Annotated in this window: 16 protein-coding genes; 8 read left to right on the forward strand and 8 right to left on the reverse strand. The window is 43.2% G+C overall.

Annotated features, from left to right (window positions below):
- Positions 1-43 precede the first annotated feature (43 nt).
- The gene (locus L1271_RS11455; protein ID WP_235367905.1) at positions 44-913 is read left to right on the forward strand and encodes an MBL fold metallo-hydrolase; all 870 of its coding nucleotides are present in this window, start codon (positions 44-46) and stop codon (positions 911-913) included.
- A gap of 80 nt (positions 914-993) precedes the next feature.
- On the opposite strand, the gene L1271_RS11460 is transcribed toward L1271_RS11455, so the two are convergent.
- A complete protein-coding gene (locus L1271_RS11460) occupies positions 994-1,227 on the reverse strand; it encodes a hypothetical protein (RefSeq protein ID WP_010604282.1) in 234 nt (77 codons plus the stop codon).
- A 282-nt stretch (positions 1,228-1,509) separates the two neighbouring features.
- On the opposite strand from L1271_RS11460, the gene L1271_RS11465 reads away from it, so the two are divergent.
- The 6 genes from L1271_RS11465 to cspE all read left to right on the forward strand — a co-directional run bounded on the left by L1271_RS11465 (position 1,510) and on the right by cspE (position 4,888).
- Entirely contained in the window at positions 1,510-1,818 is a 309-nt protein-coding gene (locus L1271_RS11465; RefSeq protein WP_266069827.1) for a helix-turn-helix domain-containing protein, read from the forward strand.
- Positions 1,819-1,959: 141 nt separating this feature from the next.
- On the forward strand, positions 1,960-2,397 hold the full coding sequence (locus tag L1271_RS11470; RefSeq protein ID WP_235367907.1) for a hypothetical protein: 438 nt from the start codon (positions 1,960-1,962) through the stop codon (positions 2,395-2,397).
- 111 nt (positions 2,398-2,508) lie between these two features.
- Positions 2,509-3,198: a hypothetical protein gene (locus tag L1271_RS11475; RefSeq protein ID WP_235367908.1), complete on the forward strand. Its 690-nt coding sequence runs from the start codon at positions 2,509-2,511 to the stop codon at positions 3,196-3,198.
- Between the two features lie 34 nt (positions 3,199-3,232).
- The gene (locus L1271_RS11480; protein WP_235367909.1) at positions 3,233-3,619 is read left to right on the forward strand and encodes a hypothetical protein; all 387 of its coding nucleotides are present in this window, start codon (positions 3,233-3,235) and stop codon (positions 3,617-3,619) included.
- A 58-nt stretch (positions 3,620-3,677) separates the two neighbouring features.
- Positions 3,678-4,259, forward strand: a complete 582-nt coding sequence (locus L1271_RS11485) for a hypothetical protein (protein ID WP_206472433.1) — start codon at positions 3,678-3,680, stop codon at positions 4,257-4,259.
- A gap of 416 nt (positions 4,260-4,675) precedes the next feature.
- A complete protein-coding gene (gene cspE, locus L1271_RS11490; protein ID WP_010369631.1) occupies positions 4,676-4,888 on the forward strand; it encodes a transcription antiterminator/RNA stability regulator CspE in 213 nt (70 codons plus the stop codon).
- 57 nt (positions 4,889-4,945) lie between these two features.
- On the opposite strand, the gene L1271_RS11495 is transcribed toward cspE, so the two are convergent.
- The 6 genes from L1271_RS11495 to L1271_RS11520 form a co-directional block, all read right to left on the reverse strand.
- Positions 4,946-6,280: a magnesium transporter gene (locus L1271_RS11495; RefSeq protein WP_235367910.1), complete on the reverse strand. Its 1,335-nt coding sequence runs from the start codon at positions 6,278-6,280 to the stop codon at positions 4,946-4,948.
- A gap of 3 nt (positions 6,281-6,283) precedes the next feature.
- A complete protein-coding gene (locus L1271_RS11500) occupies positions 6,284-7,105 on the reverse strand; it encodes a magnesium transporter MgtE N-terminal domain-containing protein (RefSeq protein ID WP_235367911.1) in 822 nt (273 codons plus the stop codon).
- A gap of 10 nt (positions 7,106-7,115) precedes the next feature.
- Positions 7,116-7,973: a mechanosensitive ion channel family protein gene (locus tag L1271_RS11505; RefSeq protein ID WP_235367912.1), complete on the reverse strand. Its 858-nt coding sequence runs from the start codon at positions 7,971-7,973 to the stop codon at positions 7,116-7,118.
- 216 nt (positions 7,974-8,189) lie between these two features.
- Positions 8,190-8,654, reverse strand: a complete 465-nt coding sequence (locus tag L1271_RS11510; protein ID WP_010369644.1) for a pyridoxamine 5'-phosphate oxidase family protein — start codon at positions 8,652-8,654, stop codon at positions 8,190-8,192.
- Between the two features lie 62 nt (positions 8,655-8,716).
- A complete protein-coding gene (locus tag L1271_RS11515) occupies positions 8,717-9,271 on the reverse strand; it encodes a type 1 glutamine amidotransferase domain-containing protein (protein WP_102058483.1) in 555 nt (184 codons plus the stop codon).
- 179 nt (positions 9,272-9,450) lie between these two features.
- Complete coding sequence (locus tag L1271_RS11520; protein ID WP_235367913.1) at positions 9,451-11,454, reverse strand: alpha-amylase; 2,004 nt, start codon at positions 11,452-11,454, stop codon at positions 9,451-9,453.
- Between the two features lie 505 nt (positions 11,455-11,959).
- Here L1271_RS11520 and L1271_RS11525 point away from each other — a divergent pair.
- Positions 11,960-19,102, forward strand: coding sequence for an Ig-like domain-containing protein (locus L1271_RS11525; RefSeq protein WP_235367914.1), 7,143 nt, complete (start codon positions 11,960-11,962; stop codon positions 19,100-19,102).
- A 67-nt stretch (positions 19,103-19,169) separates the two neighbouring features.
- Here the strand turns inward: L1271_RS11525 and L1271_RS11530 are convergent, their stop codons facing one another.
- Complete coding sequence (locus tag L1271_RS11530) at positions 19,170-19,904, reverse strand: substrate-binding periplasmic protein (RefSeq protein WP_211865027.1); 735 nt, start codon at positions 19,902-19,904, stop codon at positions 19,170-19,172.
- Between the last annotated feature and the right edge of the window lie 104 nt (positions 19,905-20,008).

Raw genomic sequence — 20,008 nt, forward strand, 5'->3', positions numbered from 1 at the left:
GCTTTATAGAAATAAACAAAAAATAGAACAAAAAGGATGGATCATGATTAAATTAGTAAGAAATTCATTCACTGCGATCGCGCTTGGATTGATAAACATTTCAAACGCACAAGCTGATGACGTTGAGTTTAAGTTGCAAGAGGTTGCAAGGGGCCTTCATGTGCTATTTGGGCAAGGCGGTAATATTGCCATAAGTTCGGGCTCAGATGGCGTTTATATCGTCGATGATCAGTTCGCTAAACTCAGTGAACAAATTAAAGCAAAAATCAAAACAATCCAACCCAATGCACCTGAGTTTGTTATTAATACCCATCATCATGGCGACCATACAGGAGGCAACGAAAATTTCGCACAAGCGGGCAGCCATGTTATCGCGCATCACAATGTATATAAGCGGTTAGAACAAAAACATGGTGACGGTTCTGACTACTTGCCAACCTTGACGTTTGGCAGTGATATGAAGCTCCACTTTAACCAAGAGCATGCTCACTTGTGGCATTATCATCACGCCCATACCGATGGCGATGCAGTGATCTTTTTTGACCGAGCAAATGCCGTACATATGGGCGATATCTATTTTAATTTAGGCAGCTTACCTTTTGTCGATGTCGACAGCGGCGGCTCCTTAAACGGGATAATTGCAGCAGTACAAGATGTGATAGAGAAAATAGGCGACAAGACCACCGTCATACCAGGCCATGGCCCTGTAACAGATAAACAAAGTTTACAAGATTATCTGGCACTATTACAAAAAGCGAAAACGATTATGCTAGATGCAATGAAAAATAATACAAGCTTGGAAGAAGTTGTAGCCGCGCGTCCGCTACAAGTACTTAATCTTAACTATGCTAATTGGCTACCAGAAGAGCGCGTTACCACTTTATTTTATCGCAGTTTGAAATCCCCCCAGTAAAATAAACTGCTAACCTATTTTAAAAAAGGGGATGCCAGTAATGCACATCCCCTCCACCGAAAATACTTAGCTTAAAAACACTACTCCATCGTTGGTGCACTGGCATAAACAAGGTCGACTAAATTACTCATTGTTTTAGACTTTTGCATATATGCTTTCTCCATATAGGCAAGCTCTTGTAGCTCAAATAGTGTGGTCTCCACTAACGCTAACCATTTAGCCGTGGACTCTGGCACATCTGAGCCTTGCTTACTTGCTTTTTTTAACGCCTCATAATAAATATTAAGATCGTTATACTGACGTAAGTAATCCATATAATAATCCTTGTCACCAACCGATATTCTATAAAGCTGAGCTTATCAAAAACTTCGCCTGAAAATTCTGTCGAACAAAAAAATTCACAACAAAAATTTAAATAAACACCATCATTCAATAACTTACATTTTAATAAAATCATTTTAGCAACATAAAAACAAAACAAGCTTGCAAATTTGGTACATGCGGTTACAATCCAAATTTTACAAAATAGAAACAGTAACAGCGTTAAAATTTAACTTTCGCATATCCGCGAGCCCGAGTGAAAAAGGATTAAGTGAGTGGGCAGAACCCGATTTAAGTGTACAGGTGATGATCTTCGAAGACTGCGCATGTCGGCTGATAAAACCACCCAGCAGATGGCTGACTTAGTAGGGATCCGGCGACAAACCTATGAAGAGTATGAAAAAGGTATTCGGAAATTTTCATTCGAGTACTTTTTAGAATGGAGTACATACTGTGGTATGGATGTTAATCCAATTACAGACTACTTTATGGACCTACGCACAAAGATGCAAGACGTAAAGCTCTGGCGAGAAAGCCCTTCTCCTACAAAAAAGCGCAAAAACCAAAAAGGTCAGGAAGATTAGTGTGTTAACATCCACCTTTTAATACAATATTTTTAGTTTCACTTGTTTACAAAATAAGCAACAAGTTATTCTCATTTTTGACGTTTCGCGATAGAGTAGTGCTAACCAAAACACCGAAAATAATCCTGAAGGGAAATCAACATGCAGCTATTCAAAAATGTGACAGCAGGCACACTAACCTTTTGCTTTATCACGATAAAACAATTTGTGAGTAAAATTAAACGAGGCATTCGCGTGCGCTTACTTAATCACGCTAGTCGTAACAAACATCGCGCTGTAGCAACTCAGTGCTATCGCAACGGTAATACTATGGCGGAGTCACAACTGTACCGAATAGTGGGTGGTTCAGGTTTAGAACATTATAAAAACTTGCAGAGTGAATATGTTTACAATCAGTGCAGTTCTGTGCTGAATTGTCAGGACCTGCAGCAGAACAATCGGGGCTATCGAGGACACCAACATGAAGATACAGGTGCTGCGAGTATGCACGGTGAAACAAGATTACTAATAAACGATAGAGATTTGAAGCGTGTCAATGGGGGTTCTGGTGGACACCAATTTGAAGATCCAAGAGGGTAAAGCACGATACCTTGTGACTTCACAATGTTATCTGTTTAAGCTAACTCTCTTCATGCTAAGACGAAAGTTTGAAATAATACTAAACGAGTAAAGGACAGCAAGGAATAAATAATGAAAACGTCTTGGCTCTTCTATATTGCAGCATTGCTGTTTACTGGGTTATTGTCATATATACATCTCAATACAGAGTTGTTTTATGGTATAGCTACTCTTGTCGTGATGACGACTCTTGCTACCTGTTATAGAAATCAAGTAAATATCGTGCATATCATCACGGTGATATTTCTCTTTACCATAATCGAGTTTGCCTTATTTGAGTTGATTGACATCTATATGCGAGAGGAACCGCCGTATAAAAAGAATTTTATGATTTATTTAATGCACTTCTGTGTTGATGTACCGGTTCTTTTAATACTAAGAAAACGAGTGATGTACTCTTTATTGTTTATGCGCCGCTTCCAACCAAATAACTGGCGGGCCATTTACATTACCCATGCCGACATTTTATTGTACGGTATCTACATGTTATTTATCATTGTAGACTCAGCCGCGTTTGTAGAAAACTTGTTCCGAAATATGGATTATATCTTTGGCGTCTCAGAAGCAACGGCTAAGCCCTTCTGGAGCTGGAATTGGGTTTACAAAAGTTACCCCTACGCAAAAAGTATTCTGCTTTCTTGTGTTGTAACTACCTTATTCGCCACCATTTTTGTAGAGAATCAACGGCCCGAACAGGAAGATGATGATGAAGATGACGGCGATGAGGTAATACATAAAACAGATCAACAACAAAAGCCGTAATGGCTTTTGTTGTTAGGTATCTAGTTATCATCTATTGCCAGCGTTAAGCCCAAACCCCTCATTCACCGTCACAACGGAGCATGGCGAACTCATTTTTCAGTTACAAACGGCTGAGAATATTACCGGTGGTCTACATAGCAAGTATGAACTTGATCTTGCGTCTTATTTTATCGCATTGAAAAACAAAGATAAGCCAGCCATTGATTACAATATTGCCTATCAAGTCCATGAGCTTCCATCACCTAACGACATTGCCATATTTAACACTGGAGACTGGCTGGCCGTATCGCTGACCAACAACACTCGTAGTTTTGATGAGCTTTTTATCTTTAACAAATCTAGCCAACACATACTGCATATTGGTGGGCAATTTGATAGTTTAGAAACTAAAACACTATTAGCTCAGTTCCGTTTACTATGACTGAATGATATAAAAACTATTAAAAATACAATAATTACAAAATAAACAAGGATTTACTATGCGATACCTTACAGCAATAGGGACTATTTTATTAGCTGCTTACTCTATCTATCTGAATACGGTAATCTCAGACTTAGAGCTTGAGCGAGATAATTTGGAGGAGCGTATCGCTGCTCTCTCCAGCAACATTAAGGCTTCCGACAATGTAAAGCCACACCTCGAAGAAGTAGCTATCAGCAAGCCAAAGCCTAATGGTAAGTTTGCAGATGAGAATAGCACTAACCAATATACTGAAATTAAAACACCTAAAGAAAGTGACGAAAGAACAATCACGCCTTCAAAAGATAAAGGGTTTAACGAGCAATCTGTAGACGAAACCTGGGCATTCGAATTTTCCGATCAAATTCATTATTTTTTCATGGAAAACGAAATCCTAAACAAGCTGCGCGTAACTAATATTGATTGCCGTGAAACGGCCTGTCGAGTGGATATATATATCAATAAAGACGAACCAATCGAAACCGCAGCGGCTGTTGGTGAAATATTTGGGAGTGATGAACGCTGGCAAGATCACCCCTTCTATTTTAATTCAACGCCCGAAGATGGGGTGATCCGAGTCGAGATCAACAGATACAAGTAGTTAAAAGTTTGGAAGCGTTATATCTTAGCGCTTCCGAGCAAATAGGTATTCACTCAAATACCGCTAAGTGAAGTCTTATACAACAGTAGCTTTTAAACACACAAGACTAGAAAACACATCTTTCAAATTCGTCCATTCCAATCAAAGTTACACCAATAAATCCGCTCAAAATTCATTTTTGCTCACTTTTTAAACAAAAAAGTTGCAAACTTCATTGGACAGCGCCGTCAGAACGCTATACTATATGCAGGCTTTAGATACTTAGAGCACTTACTACTGCTGCACTGTTTTTTCTTGATACTCTTTTTTTTAAAAAGTCGTTTATAGATATACCAATGCGTTACTAGCTAAGTTTTATCTATCGCTTTATCGGTGATTTTCACCACATATTTAATTTTTTGAAAAAGGTTTCAATTATGTCTAACACAGTAAACGGCACAGTTAAGTGGTTCAACGAAGAGAAAGGTTTTGGTTTCATCACTCAAGAAAACGGCGGTAAAGATGTATTCGTACATTTCCGTGCTATCGTTTCTGACGGTTTCAAAACTTTAACTGAAGGCCAATCAGTGTCTTTCACAGTTGAAGAAGGCCAGAAAGGTCCTCAAGCAAGCAACGTAGTAGTTAACTAATACGTATTGCTCAGAGCTAGTGCCTGCACTAGCTCTACGAACTCCCCCACTCCTCACTTAGCCTTTCGGCAACATATCTGACAGTAACAACGCAATCCCCAAAAATGACATAAAACCCGCTATATCTGTAATTGTCGTAAGTACAATTGATGAAGATTGCGCAGGATCGAGTCCAAATTTTTTCAATGCTATTGGTACAATGGCACCTGAGCTTCCCGCAATGACAAGAGACGATATCATCGCCAGCGCAATAACAAGTGCAAGGCCGAGTGATTGACTCCACAAATATACGCCAATGCCACAAGTAACCGCTATTGCTATGCCATTTAACAGCCCAACCATCATTTCTTTTAGCATCACCTGATACCAGTGTCGCGTTGAAATTTCTCGTAGTGTTAAGCCTCGCATCGTTACAGCCAAAGCTTGAGCCCCTGCGTTACCCGACTGCCCAGCTGCTACTGGCAGCAAAATAGCTAAAGCGGTAACTTGAGCAATCAATCCCTCAAATGCCCCCACTACGGCAGCGGCTGCAAATGCGGTTAACAAGTTAATTTGTAACCACGGAAGCCGTTTCTTTACTGCAAACCAACTACTTGATAGGGCTTTTTCGTCTTTACTTGCACCTACCATGGTCTGCATATCACTCGCTAAATCTTCTTTGGTTGACTGATAGGCATCAAAAAATCGGATCTGCCCAACTAGCTGTTGCTGCGCATCAAGTACTGGAATTGCTCGCACTTTGTGCCCTTCAAACGCTTCCACGACCTGATCTTTATGATCCATCACATTTAACGTGACTCGGATCGGCGTCGCAACCTGCATTAGTGTTTTACTTGAGGAGCTTCCCACTAAGATATTGAGTGTAGTCTCACCCACTAAATCCTGCTGCTCGTTTAATACGTAGATGACGTCTGGCACTTTACCGTCTAATCGCTTCAGCTGCGCGAGCACTTCACGTAGTGTTGTATCTGAGTAAAACGCTTGCACCTTTTTGTTCATCATTCTCGCAGCGGCATTTTCAGGAAAAACCAGCAACTCACTAAGTTCATTCGCTATGGTTGAATGCTGCTCCTTTAATTTAGCAAGTAGTACCTGCTGCGCCTCCTGCGACTGTTTATTCAAAAGCCCGACCGCAATATGGCTATCTAGGCTCGCGATAAATTGTGCTTGATAATCCACAGGGAATTGCTGGAAAATTTGTTCAGCGGCTCCCGGCGGCAAATATTTCCATAAACGATAAATGATATGTTGTGCCTGCTGTTGTAATAATTCAGCGGCTTCATCTGGAGGTAAAGTGCCAAGGAGCTGCGCACTTTTGAGCGGAAACTTATTTAAAAACTCATCACTGAGCTGCTCTACCGCTGAATCTAATGTATCTTTTGCTACGCTCATCGCTTATTTCCCCTTGACCTTAACTGGCACCAATGTATCTAACATACTGGCAAACGAACTGGTGTAGGCATCTAACAAATCTAAAGATTCGCTTGGCTTGTCTTGTGTTTCATCCATTCTGACAAGTGCACTTCTCACCCTGTGATGTGGCAATACCCCAATAAAATCACCACTTCGATTAGCAACCGCAACCTGATCTTGTTGCGCCCAAACGGGCGATTTCAATGCACTATGCAACTCGGTATAACCACTTAGAGAAACAACGTGAGTATCCATTAAATCTGCAATTTTCTGTTGCGGCGCTTTGCGAAGCAAATGAGTTAGTGATAGCTGACCCACCACATGGCGATGCTGATTTACCACATAAACTAGCGTAAACCCGATATAGTCACGTTTTTTTAAGCGCAGCAGTGACTCCTCAACTGTCATTGTTTCTTCAAGAATTAATACGTCCGTCTCAACCCACGCTCCCACAGTATAATCAGGGTAGCTAATTAACATCTTACAGAGAGTTTGTCGTCTTACTGAAATGAGATTAAGAAAACGAGCAAGTTCTTCGTCCTGTAAATGCCTTAAGATAGCAGCAATATCAGCCAACTTCATTTTACCTAGCCATCTCGCAATATCCACATCCGTTTGCGTTATCAGAATTTCCGCTGCACTGCGAGGCTGCATGACTTTAAGTACGTTTAAAGCAACTTCATTTGGTAACGTTTTTAGTAACTCAGCAGCGACATCTGGCGTTTGCAAAGAAAGTAAGCGCGCGGCGCCTGCTGGCTCTTCTTGTAAAAAGTGTTGCGCAATTTTGAGGTTTAACGCTGACATAGAGCCCTCCCTACTGCTTACTTGAATGACTGTGTGTCGCGGTAATATGTGCCGAGTCCTTTAAAAATTGCCTTGCCGGTATTAGGGTTCTCCCTTTTTGGGTTTCAATCACTAACATCGTTGCCGTGATTTCGGTGAGCGTGCCTGAAACGCCTGCAATTTCAATTTGATCGTTAATTCGACAGTGACGCAGCGCTTGTTTTGCCGCAACAGTATTTGCGATTAGCTCTCGACTCCCAAGACCAAAAGCCAATGCAACTCCCGCACACAATACGCCTGTCAGCACCACCACCATATTGGTCACAAATTGAATATTGATCCCTAATTGCTCAATACCTATTACCGTTGCGGTAAATAGAATCGCGAGCTTGGCTATGTTACCCGCGACTTCAACTCGCGCAAACCCAACGGACTGCGCTCCGGCTCTTGCCATGGCACTGGCCAAATTGCCAAGCAGATAACCACCAACAATAATAAATATCCCAGCGAGTAGATTTGGTAAGTAACTGAGTAGCGAGGAGATCCAATCACTGAAGAAGTTTAAGCCAAGGCTGGATGTGGCCGCTGCGATAAAAAACATCATCGTGACCCAAAACACGGTTTTCCCTATTAATCGAGCGTGTTTTAGATTTAGCTGAAGCGTTTGTTCGGTTTGCACTCGTTGACTTAAACCCGCCAATGCACGATTGCAAAGCTTAAATAACGAAATAGTCAGCTTGCTCAATAGCCAAGCCACTATCCAACCGACAAACAGCATGAGTGCCGCGCCCAATAGTTGCGGAGTATGAGTCACAAGTTGATTGATTAATTGCTCGTAACTGGCAGATAAGGCGTGTTGCCAATTATCAAAGGTACCCTCGGTGGCCATGTAAACTCCTGAATTCGCTAAAACAGCTTACTTTTAAATCAATACATTCATTGTTATCACAGTGTTAGCCGTTGTCCAGAGAATTCCCCTAAGTCCTAAATATTTAAACTACTAACAATACGTTTGGGAACATTTTTGAGAGAATGGAAGCAATTAAGGCGCAAAAACAAGTACCGTCTTTGCGCCCTAGTTGTTTCTTTACATTGGGTGATATAGCTACCTAAAGCGGATGGTTTCTCGCTCACCCATTTCTTCCGGTTCCACATTTTTGCCCACGGCTAGTTTTAATAAGCCGCTCAAGTCAGGGCTAACATGCCAAATTTCAGCATCGTCCAGTTCAAATCGGAGCATGATAAGCTCTGGGTCATCTTTACCCTTTTCAAACCAACTCTCTGCCTGCCTTGACCAATGGGCATCAAGTACGTCTTGTCTTGTTTCTTCGATTAAGTGTCCGCGAATACAAGCGAATACATTATGCCCTTTACTGGAAAATTGTGCGGTTGCTTTGCCACACTTAGCAATACGATTTGTTTTGCTGGTAAAAAACCAAAACTCGCCGTTGGCGTCTTTATCCAACTGTGCTCGCATTGGCTCATGGTGATTATTGTCATCACTCAAACCAATCATCACATTGGGGCTGCTGTCTAGCGCTTCCCAAAAAGTTTTCTTTATGTCTGACATTATCTTCTCCTTATTTATATCAATTAGCGTCTACTTGAAACGGCACAAACCCACTCTTTCGATTAATTGATAGTATCTTGTTGCAGAGCCTCAATAATTGCTTCATTAAAAGCATCAAGATCATTTGGATTGCGACTTGTGATCAAGTTGTCGTCTACCGCAACTTTAAGGTCAATCCAGTCTGCGCCTGCATTTTTAAGATCGGTTTTGATACTTGGGAAAGAGGTAAGCGTTTTTCCCTCTACCAACTGGGCTTCGATTAACAGCCAAGGGCCGTGGCATATCGCCGCAATTGGACGCTTATTTCCAAACTGTGAAAAGGCCTGAATAAATTTAACCGCAGATTTCTCCTGCCTTAGTCTGTCTGGGTTGAATAACCCGCCTGGTAAAACGAGCCCCGCATATTTACTGGGTATGGCTTCATCCAAGGTTAAATCAACGGCGACTTTCTCACCCCAATTGTCTTCATCCCAAGCGGTAATATCTCCCTTTTTTAATGAAATGATATCAACATTAAATCCAGCGCTTTCAAGCGCCTGCTTAGGTTTAATCAGCTCACTTTGTTCGAACCCGTCAGTGGCTAAGATCGCGACTGAAATATTGTCTGACTCCGTCATCATTCTCTCCTTCAATACGTTGCTGGTGTAGAGGTAGATGCGGATACTTATGCAGAATCAATACCATCATATAACCTTATGAAATATATAAATATTAAAGATTAGTGTATTGATCGGATGTAATCTTTACAGAACAGAGGAATGTAAATCTGGACTAGGTTAGCCCTAGTCCATCTTTATTATAATGAAGAGATAGAGGCTGAGTTTGTGCCAAACTCAAACACGTTCAATTTTCCGCATTGAGCAAAGTGATTATTGCTCGTGTATGGCGTGTCTTGTTGGTTAATATCCCCTTCCCAACCTTGACCATTTTTCACGAATGCTTTTACTTCAAACCAACCGTTGAATGTTTTGCTACAGTCCATTTCTACTTCCAGCAACCAGTAATGCGCTCCCCATTGATTGAGTGACATGACGCCAAAACCATCGCTATCGTAACGCTTTTCCGCGCCCCAGCTAGCAGGCCAAACATTGGTTGTCCAATCCAGAGGACTCCCTTGGGCATCACTAGACTGGCCTGCTTCAGCCGCTAGCCAATCCAGCCTGTTATCAGCCACTTTCCAAGACGCAGTTGTCATGTTTCGCATGTTCAAATGTTTGACAGGTAAAGAGCAAAGCGTAGGGTCAGCGCTACAATCAATCCCGCGCTGCAATGCTGCGGCATGATCAAGGCCACCTCGGACGAACATATCCTGACCAGATTGCGTTTCTGCTTTAATAAAGACTAATGTGCGTTGCCAATCACCAATCTCTGGTGGTGTTGCCAGTTTACTTTGATGATGAATGGCTAAGGCATCCATAGCAGCTAAATTAATTTGTGCGTAACCATTGGTATCAACTTCGATGCTTCTACCCGCGCAGTTTCCTTGGCCGATACCTCCACTTAGCACATCACAATAGGTGCCCGCTGCCAGCCCCGTTTGCAGGCTTTGACCCATACTAGAAGATTCTCGGTTAATAGCGACAAAGCCTAAATCACCTCGGGAAAATGCAATTTGGTTATTACCATTGTCCCACCAATTTGCCACCGTCCAATTGCCATTAGTATGATTTCTAAACTGCATCGCACCTGCAATCATTGGGCGACGATGCTCACACTGCCATAGTTGACTAGTACAGTTGAGGTTAGCGTTTTGATGAACAGGCACCGAAGGGCCACCAGCATCGGTGTCGCCATTAAACTCGTAACTCGACATCACTTTAGGATAACCATAAGGATATGCCAGCATGAATACATTTGCTAAATCATACAGTTTACCATCATGAAAGGTAACGATAGAGCCTGCACCACCGTGCCCGCGTTGGTTGTCATGATTGTCTGTAAATACCACGGCTTTATAACTTGGCATCATACCCCAAGCTTCGCCAAAGCTTTTTAACCAAGCCAACTTGCCTTGCTTAAATGTCTCACTCAGTTTAATGCTGTATTTAAACTCGGTGACTAAGCCATTTTGATGATATTCAGAAGCAGAAACCGCCTCACCTCCTTGATCAATCACCTCTTGGAAAACGACCGCTGGTTGATTTAACTTGGCTAACACATCGCCAATATCACTTGCAGGCATGTGCTTGCTTGCATCTAACCTAAACCCTGCCACGCCCAGAGACTGTAAATCGTTCAAAAAGCCCGCGAGGGTATTTTGTACGTAGCTCGCATCGGTGTCTAAATCATGAAGCCCTACGAGTTCGCAGTGCTGTACTCGCCATGCATTATTACCGTAGTCTTCAGAGTTTATTGCACAGGTGTTATGAAAATCTTGTGGACTATAGATAGGATATTGTTTGTTGCCAAAAGCGTTACCCGCAACTCCGATGCCGCTGCCATGGGCCATGTGGTTTATAACGGCATCAACATAGATGTCTACTCCGGCAGATTTACACCTTGCGACCATATCGGCAAATTCGGCTCGACTACCACTACGACTCGCTATCTCATAACTGACTGGCTGATAACGAGTCCACCATTGATCACCTGTGATATGCTCATTGGGTGGCGATACTTGCACAGCCGCGTAGCCTTTTGGCCCCAAAAATGTTTCACACTCCGTCGCAACATCTGCCCAAGACCACTCGAATAAATGAACGAATGTTGTTGGGTCGCCTTCAGCTGCATGTGCAGGTGTAACGCAACTGGATGTTAACAACACACCCGCTGCAATTTGGTTTAGTTTTATATTTTTCATTATTGCGCCTCTTATTCACACAAGATTAACAATATAGAATTCCTAGCTAAACAATCTACTGAATACGTATGCATTAGTTTTACTAACAAGTAGCCTTACTAAGAAATAGCATAAACACCGAGTAGTATTTCAGCTTCAGCAATGAATGAACTCCTCTAGCAACTGAATCCTTGCTCGCCATATACGACAACATGAAAATTGCAATTAACAAAGCAACAACCATTAAATAATTACATAAACACGCGCTTTAAAATACAAAAAACAACATTAGATAATATTTTTTTCTTATTTTTTATTTCGACAGACATAAAGCTATTGTTATAAATAAAACAAGGATTTCCCTAAGTTTCTGTTTTAGGTTACGAATTTTTAGAAGAGTCATTCCAAGCTTCAAAACATCAACTACACTCAAATGACATCTTTGTATAAAAAACCCACAGAGATGTCATCCGAAGCAGTTCTATAAATGTTATCAACCTAGTAACTGAACCACTCAGGGGTCATTATGATTACACAGCGCTCACTTTTAAGCCGTGTTCGTAAGATTGTCTCTAACAGCTGCATAGCTGGCAGTATATTTTTCGCCTTAACCTCATCCGCATTTGCACTCGAAAATTGGCAAAAAGTCGAAAGGCTCACACCAACTGACGAAACTACCAATGCAGATGAATTAGTCTTTAAAGTCACCTTTGTTAACGCACATACCGTTGCGCCAACCGCCAGTGACTTTACGATTCTAGGCGATGAAAAAGACACCAATAACGACACAACTATTGATACAGGTAGTAAAACAACCGCATCAATCACACAAGTCACCGTCGACTCAGGTAACAGCTCAATTTACCATGTTACGCTCTCTGGAGGTGACCTTGCCAGCTACAACGGCGTCGTTGCGTTATTGCCTGCGAGTAACTCAATAAGACCTGAAGTGTTCGAAGCCTACTACGTTAGTAACGGCACTGAGCTCCCAGCCTCTGATAAACTCATTGTATTTGATTACGCAGATCAGACCAGCGAGCTGGGCAATGGCTACTTTGGAGCAACTGCCGCAGAAGCAAGAACCACAGCAGATGCCCTATGCAAAAGTAAATTTCTACGCAAGCATAACCGTCTAAACAATATTATTGATAGTTCTGCTTCAACAGCAGTAAGTAATGGACCGGTTAGAGCACATGCTGTAATTTCATTCTCTGCATCCGATGACATCGCCAGCCTTGACACTAATTACAGCCTACCTAGTGTTAATGTTTTTAATAGCGGAGGCACTAAACTTGCTGACGCCAATTGGGATGACTTTGTCAACGGCACACTTAGCGCCCTTAATAGTAATGCGTCCGACATGCTAGAAAATTCGGGCAACGTTAAGTATTTTTGGAGTTTCTCCGATTCGGGAGGCACTTTTAACGCTGCGAATAACTGTTCGGGCGGAACCTCACCTTCTAATACTGTCAAAGGTGTTGCCAACCAAAATGGCAGTTGGTATACCTTAATAGGCAGTGTGCCCTGTAACAACGCACTGAATTTAATTTGTGTCGCATGGCATGAATCAGCCTATTTAGATGCCAATATTTCCAATACCGCACCTACAATTAGTAACTTACCAGCAAGCTTTACTGTGACAGAAGATGTCGCAACAACGGTTGATCTATCAGCGGTCGTCTTAGCTGATAACGAAGATGACAACTTAACGGTTACCTTGGCTCTGGACAGTGGCACCATCGCAAGCACCGATGGTAATGGCACAGTGAGCAGCGTCACAGTGGCGGGAAGTGGCACTGCAAGTATGACTTTAAGTGGGTCAGCGGCTGCGCTTAATAGCTATCTCGATGTGACGACTAAGCTAAATATCACCACGGAAACCGACAACACAGCGGCAATGACGCTCACGGTTACGCCGAATGATGGTACCGTTGATGGTGATGCAGCAACCAGCACCGTGAACGTCACGGCAGTCAACGATAAGCCAACCTTTACTTCCACAGCGGTCACTGCATCAACTGAGGATTCAGTGTACAAATATTCAATAGCCACCAGCGACCCTGACAAAGATGATGTCACCGTTTCTGTCTCGGCTAGCACCCCGCTTCCAAGTTGGCTAAGCTTAAATACAAGCACAGAAGCAACGGTGTCTACACTTGCAGGTCAAAGCTCTGGTTATGCCGATGGAACTGGGACTGCCGCCTCATTTAAATCTCCTTATGACGTTGCAACCGACAGTAACAACAATGTGTATGTTGCCGATTACAGTAACCATGTGATCCGTAAAATTACACCTGAGGGCGTTGTCACTACACTAGCAGGTTCTGGAACCGCAGGCTCTGATGAAGGCACTGGTAGTGCTGCTTCATTTAACTTTCCCAAAGCCGTAACGGTTGACGCTTCTGGCAATGTTTATGTTGCAGATTCTTCAAACAATAAAATCCGTAAGATCACCCCGGCAGGAGTAGTAACTACCTTTGCAGGCAGTGGTTCTCCTGGCAGCACGGACGGAACTGGCACAGCAGCCACTTTTGCTGCACCAACAGGTATCACGATTGACAGCAACGGAAATCTATTTGTCGTAGAAACGAACCCTCATATCGTTCGTAAAATAACCCCTGCAGGCGTCGTAACCACGTTTGCGGGTAGTAAAGGGTCTTCTGGGTTTACTGATGCAACAGGAACATCGGCAAAATTCAACTTCCCCTATAATGGCGGTAGTAGTAGCAACAACGACCTATTTATAGCGGACCGCAACAATCACGCTATTCGAAAAGTCACCTCGGCAAGTGTTGTAACCACTTTTGCAGGAACGGGATCGGCGGGTTCGGCTAATGGCACAGGAACGCAAGCAAGCTTTAATAAGCCATACGATATCGCACTAGACAGCGCCGATAACCTTTATGTATCCGAGCAAACGGGCCACACTATTCGCAAGATAACCAGTGCAGGCGTAGTAACCACTTTTGCAGGAAGTGCCGGAGTCTCAGGAAGTACAGATGGTTTAGCGAGTGTGGCACGCTTCAGCCAACCCTTTGGTATTGCAGTAGACAGCAATGGCATCGTTTATGTTGCAGATACCGGCAACCATCGAATTCGAAAAATATCACCGGCAGAGACGACGTTGACGGGTACGCCTAGCAATGACGATGTTGGCGATCACTATATTTGTTTAATTGTTTCCGACGGTACTGAAACCAGCGAGCAATGCTTTACCATTACGGTTACAAACGTCAATGATGCGCCCGTTGTCGCAACTAACACGGGTTTAACCTTAGATGGTGGTACAACAATAAACATCACGAGTTCAGCTCTGTCTGCAAGCGATGTTGATGACAGTGGTACAGGTTTAACGTACACAGTAACTACCTTGCCAAGTCACGGAAGCCTCTTTGTTGATGCCAACAGTAATGACAGCTTAGACAGTGGTGAAGCGCTCGGCAGCAATGGTACGTTCACACAAGCTGATATTGAAAATGGCAACTTATTTTATGCCCACGACGACTCTCAAAATGCGAGTGACAGTTTTGTCTTTTCACTAGAGGATGGCTTGGAAGACGGTGTTACCGCAATTACCAATCAAACATTTAGCTTTGTTGTTGAGTTAAATAAAGCACCGGTTATCAGCGGTACTCCAGCGGCGACCGTCAACGAAAACGTTGCATATAGTTTTACGCCTACCGCAACCGACGAAGATAACGACACCTTAACATTTAGCATCACCAATAAACCAAGCTGGGCAACCTTTAGCACCTCAACCGGTAGTTTAACGGGAACACCTAGTTATACCGATGCAGGTGCATACAATGGTATTGTTATTACAGTGAGTGATGGCACAGCCAGTGATACCTTAAATTTTGATATTACTGTCGCCAACGTGAACCGCACACCAAGTATTAGTGGGACACCTGCGACTAGTGTTGATGAAAATAGCAGTTATAGCTTTACTCCAACAGCCTCTGATCCTGATGGAGATACGCTTACTTTCAGTATCACCAATAAACCAAGTTGGGCCACTTTCAGTACCAGTACAGGAGCCTTGAGCGGCACGCCAAGCTTTACTGATGCTGGCGACTACAACGGTATTGTAGTAACAGTCAGCGATGGTACCGCAACACAAACGCTGAACTTTAATATTAATGTTGTAAATGTGAACCGTTCACCCTCAATTAGTGGTTCTCCATCCACTTCAGTGCTTGAAGGCGGTACTTATAATTTCACACCAACCGCAAGTGACCCTGATAATGACAACCTAAGCTTCTCTATTGCCAATAAGCCGATCTGGGCATCATTTAGTTCAACTACTGGAGCATTAACTGGAACTCCTAACTTCAATCAGGCAGGTACTTACAGTGGCATAGTCATTACAGTTAGTGACGGTAGCGCCTCTCAAAATCTGACCTTCTCAATCGCTGTAACAGATGTAAATCGCGCACCTACCATTACGGGTACGCCAGCAACCACTGTGAATGAGGGAGTAATTTATAGCTTCACCCCTAGTGCTTCCGATGAGGATAATGATAACCTTTCCTTTAGCATTACCAACGCGCCTGATTGGGCTACATTCAGTAGTACAACGGGTACGCTAACAGGTACTCCTACCTTTAATGATGGTGGTGAGCAATACAACATCACAATCAGTGTTAGTGATGGTAATGAAAGCGCAAACCTTAACTTCACGCTAAGCGTAGTCAACATCAATCGTTTACCGACGATAAGTGGGACTCCTGGCGTAAAAGTCACAGTGGGGGAAAACTATAGTTTTGTACCTGCTGCAACGGATGAAGATGAGGACACATTAAGCTTTACGATCACTAATAAGCCAAGCTGGGCTCTATTCTCAGCATCAACCGGTGAGCTATCTGGTACTCCGTCAGAGACAGATATTGGTACGACTAGCGGTATTCAAATCAGCGTTAGTGACGGTACTGACAATGCGAGTTTACCAGCATTTAACCTTGAAGTGGTTGCAGAGAATACGGCACCAGCAGGTGAAAACCTCTCGCTCACTGTTAAAGAAGATACCTCTTTGACTATTCTGCCGACATTACAAGATGCCGAAGATGATACCTTAACGCTGACCATAGGTAGTCAGCCGACAAATGGATCATTAACCAGCAGTGATACAGGCTGGATATATCAACCGGAAGCTGACTTCAATGGGGACGATAGTTTTACCTATTCAGTAAGCGATGGAGAGCTGCAAAGTGATAACTATACCGTTACATTGACTATCACACCTGTAAATGATTTACCTATTGCGAATAGTGATAGCTTCCAGCTTGATGGTTCAGCTAATAATACATTCACCCTTGATGTGCTAGCGAATGATACCGATGTAGATGGTGATACCCTCGTTATTGAAGGTGTCAAGGCAAGTTTAGGCAACGCCAGCGTAGTCGGCAATGCTCTGCAGTACACTGCGCCAAGTAACTTCGCGGGCTCTGTTACTCTGAACTACGCCATTCGTGATGGTCATGGTGGTCGAGCTAAAGCAAATGCACTATTAGAAATAAGTGGTGCAGTCAATGGTGAACCTCCTGTTGTCACCGCCCCAGCAGATCTAGAGATTAATGCGACAGGGCTATTTACCAAGGTAAACCTGGGTACTGCGACAGCACTTAATAGCAGCGGTGAACCTTTACCCGTTACGCTTACAGAAGGTAAAACCATATTTGCACCAGGAGAGCATAACGTCTACTGGCAAGCAACAGACGCAGACGGTAACTTAGGAACAGATCAACAGTTGTTGAGAGTGAATCCGCTAGTGTCGTTGAGTAAAGATAAAGTCATTGCTGAAGGCAGCAAGGTAGATATTCAAGTGCTACTAAATGGCCCTGCTCCGCAATATCCTGTAACTGTCGATTATACCGTAACAGGTAGTGCAATATCTGGTGTTGATCATGACTTGAGTAGCGGCTCGGTGACGATAAGCTCGGGCACGAAAGCCAACATTTCAATTCAAACAGTTGCAGATGGTGAGTTTGAGGGCGATGAGACGATCACGGTCAGCTTAAATAACGGTATTAACCTTGGTGCAAAACGGGAAACCACTATTACAGTGAGCGAGCAAAATATTGCGCCGGATGTCTCACTAGTTGTGACTCAGAATAACCAAAACCGATTAACCGTTAGCCAAGATGAAGGAATTGTATCTGTCGCTGCAACGGTGGCCGATCCAAATGCTGGCGACACAGTGACGAACGCATGGAAAGTAACAGGTATGACTTCCGATCAATATACGGAGGACACACTGCAACTAAGCTTTAACCCTCAAGAACTGCAAGCGGGAACATACAAGATCACGCATACAGCAACTGACTCTAGTAGTGCGCAAGATAGTGAGAGCGTATTTATTCAAGTGACCCAGTCATTGCAACAGTTATCTGATACGGAAGATACGGATGGCGATCTTATCCCTGATAGTCAAGAGGGTTACGCCGATGATGATGGAGACGGGATCCCTGATTTCCAAGACGCTATCACCGAGTGTAATGTTATGCCTCAGGAAGTAGTGACGCAGGACGGCTTCTTAGTCGAAGGTAACCCTGGAGTCTGTTTACGTAAGGGCGAGTTTACTGCTAGTGGTGAAACCGGTGGCCTACTGATGACAGATGACGAGGGTAATTCACAACTAGGTGACGATGATGATGCACAAATCACTGGCGGCTTGTTTGACTTTATTGCTTACGGGCTACCGAAAGCAGGTCAAGTATATCAGCTAGTGATGCCACAGCGCCTACCTATCCCAAGAGATGCTGTATATCGTAAGTTTAAAGCGTCCTCAGGTCTTTGGGTGAACTTTGTGGAAGACGCAAATAACCTCGTCTTTAGTGCGGAAGGTGAGCCTGGCATTTGTCCTCCTCCAGGAGATGAAAGCTGGTCTGAGGGCCTGACAGAAGGACATTGGTGTGTGCAACTTCAGATAGAAGATGGTGGTATCAATGATGACGATGGTGAAGCAAACGGTAGTATTGTGGATCCAGGTGGTGTCGGTGTACTGCTATCTAATAATCAGATGCCTGTAGCGCTAGACGATACAATTAGTATGAAGTGGAACACCAATATTACTATCGATGTTTTAGCGAATGACACTGATGCTGATGGAGATATGCTCACCGTAGCAAATGCTTCAGCAAGCTTTGGCGATGTACAAATTAATCCAGATAATACTCTGTACTATACACCAAACACGGGGTATGTCGGAGTAGATACGCTGAGTTACGCCATAACCGATGGTAATGGAGGAACCGCAGGAGCGAGTGTAGTAATTACTGTAGTTGCCAATACGGCTCCCATAACGGTTTCCGATGTTGCAACAGTTGTTTCTGGAAAGCCAATTACCATTAATGTTCTAGCAAACGACAGTGATAGCGATGGCGATACGCTGCAAGTAACTGAGGCAACGGCACAGCACGGTAGTGTCGCAGTTAATGCTGATTACAGCTTAACCTATCAGTCAAATGCTGGGTTTGTTGGCAGTGAAACCGTTACCTACACAATCACAGATGGTGAAGCGAGTGTTCAAGGTAGTGTGAATATTACAGTCAACAAAGCGCCTACTGATACCGTCACGAACAAGAGTGATAGTGGTAGTATGCCGGTATGGTTGATTTGGCTCAGCCTTGCATTTGTAGTAATTCGTCGGTGGCAAGCTATAACACGTTAACGACCTGAACAGGTTAAAAACCACACTATAAAGCACTGTGGCGATAGAGCCGAGCATGCTCGGTTACTCACTCATCTAATTGATACTTTTTAAGTGTCGCTTTATAAATACCATTAGTCTGTAGTAGTAAAAGGCCTTTATCGAACAATTCAATAACTTCCATTGCTTTTGGATGGGATTTGCTAATACCGATATGAAGAGGCCATTGTGCAATGGTCGATTGATGTACTTTAAGGTGATGAAATTCAGTGTGTTGACTCCGTAAATAGGCAAAGGCAAGCTCATCGCTTACTACGGCTTCTACTCGCTGCTTATTAAGGAGTGATAAACAAGAGGTCAAATTTGTGAGCTTTTCTAAACGAATTTGCGAAATCTGCGCGAGCGCAATTTCAGAACGAAAACCCCGAATAGCGCATACACTCAACCCCTTTAGATCTTCCAAGTGCTCAAAGTTAATCTCAGATTCTGTACGTGAAATAAGTACCAGCCGGTTACTGTAATAAGCTTTGCTAAAAATAAAACGTTCATCGCGACTGTCCGAACGCCATAATGCGGGGATAATATCGACCTGCCCTTTCTCTACCATTCGCATGGCACGACTGAAAGGCGTAATAAGCATTTCAAAATCTTGATTCTCTGCCTTAAATGCCGCACGAACTAAATCTACAGTAAAACCAGAATCTTCATCAATGACATAGGGAGGCCAAACATTATGCGCCCCCACTATGGCATCATTTGCAGATGATGTGCACGACAGGGCAATAAGCAGGAGGCATGACTGTCTTAAACTTTTTATCGCCATGTCTACTCTCTCCCACTTTTACCTTCAAACTAAGTTGGCTGACAACTTTGCTATAAATGTTTGCTCCGACCCTAATTGAGTATAGCGCAACCGTTGCATCACGA

This window comes from Pseudoalteromonas sp. OF5H-5, assembly GCF_021530695.1.
Lineage (GTDB): Bacteria > Pseudomonadota > Gammaproteobacteria > Enterobacterales > Alteromonadaceae > Pseudoalteromonas.

Coding starts and splice junctions, on each gene's coding strand:
- L1271_RS11455 (WP_235367905.1), top strand. CDS start 44: ATGATTAAATTAGTAAGAAATTCATTCACTGCGATCGCGCTTGGATTG.
- L1271_RS11460 (WP_010604282.1), bottom strand. CDS start 1,227: ATGGATTACTTACGTCAGTATAACGATCTTAATATTTATTATGAGGCG.
- L1271_RS11470 (WP_235367907.1), top strand. CDS start 1,960: ATGCAGCTATTCAAAAATGTGACAGCAGGCACACTAACCTTTTGCTTT.
- L1271_RS11475 (WP_235367908.1), top strand. CDS start 2,509: ATGAAAACGTCTTGGCTCTTCTATATTGCAGCATTGCTGTTTACTGGG.
- L1271_RS11485 (WP_206472433.1), top strand. CDS start 3,678: ATGCGATACCTTACAGCAATAGGGACTATTTTATTAGCTGCTTACTCT.
- cspE (WP_010369631.1), top strand. CDS start 4,676: ATGTCTAACACAGTAAACGGCACAGTTAAGTGGTTCAACGAAGAGAAA.
- L1271_RS11495 (WP_235367910.1), bottom strand. CDS start 6,280: ATGAGCGTAGCAAAAGATACATTAGATTCAGCGGTAGAGCAGCTCAGT.
- L1271_RS11500 (WP_235367911.1), bottom strand. CDS start 7,105: ATGTCAGCGTTAAACCTCAAAATTGCGCAACACTTTTTACAAGAAGAG.
- L1271_RS11505 (WP_235367912.1), bottom strand. CDS start 7,973: ATGGCCACCGAGGGTACCTTTGATAATTGGCAACACGCCTTATCTGCC.
- L1271_RS11510 (WP_010369644.1), bottom strand. CDS start 8,654: ATGTCAGACATAAAGAAAACTTTTTGGGAAGCGCTAGACAGCAGCCCC.
- L1271_RS11515 (WP_102058483.1), bottom strand. CDS start 9,271: ATGACGGAGTCAGACAATATTTCAGTCGCGATCTTAGCCACTGACGGG.
- L1271_RS11520 (WP_235367913.1), bottom strand. CDS start 11,454: ATGAAAAATATAAAACTAAACCAAATTGCAGCGGGTGTGTTGTTAACA.
- L1271_RS11525 (WP_235367914.1), top strand. CDS start 11,960: ATGATTACACAGCGCTCACTTTTAAGCCGTGTTCGTAAGATTGTCTCT.
- L1271_RS11530 (WP_211865027.1), bottom strand. CDS start 19,904: ATGGCGATAAAAAGTTTAAGACAGTCATGCCTCCTGCTTATTGCCCTG.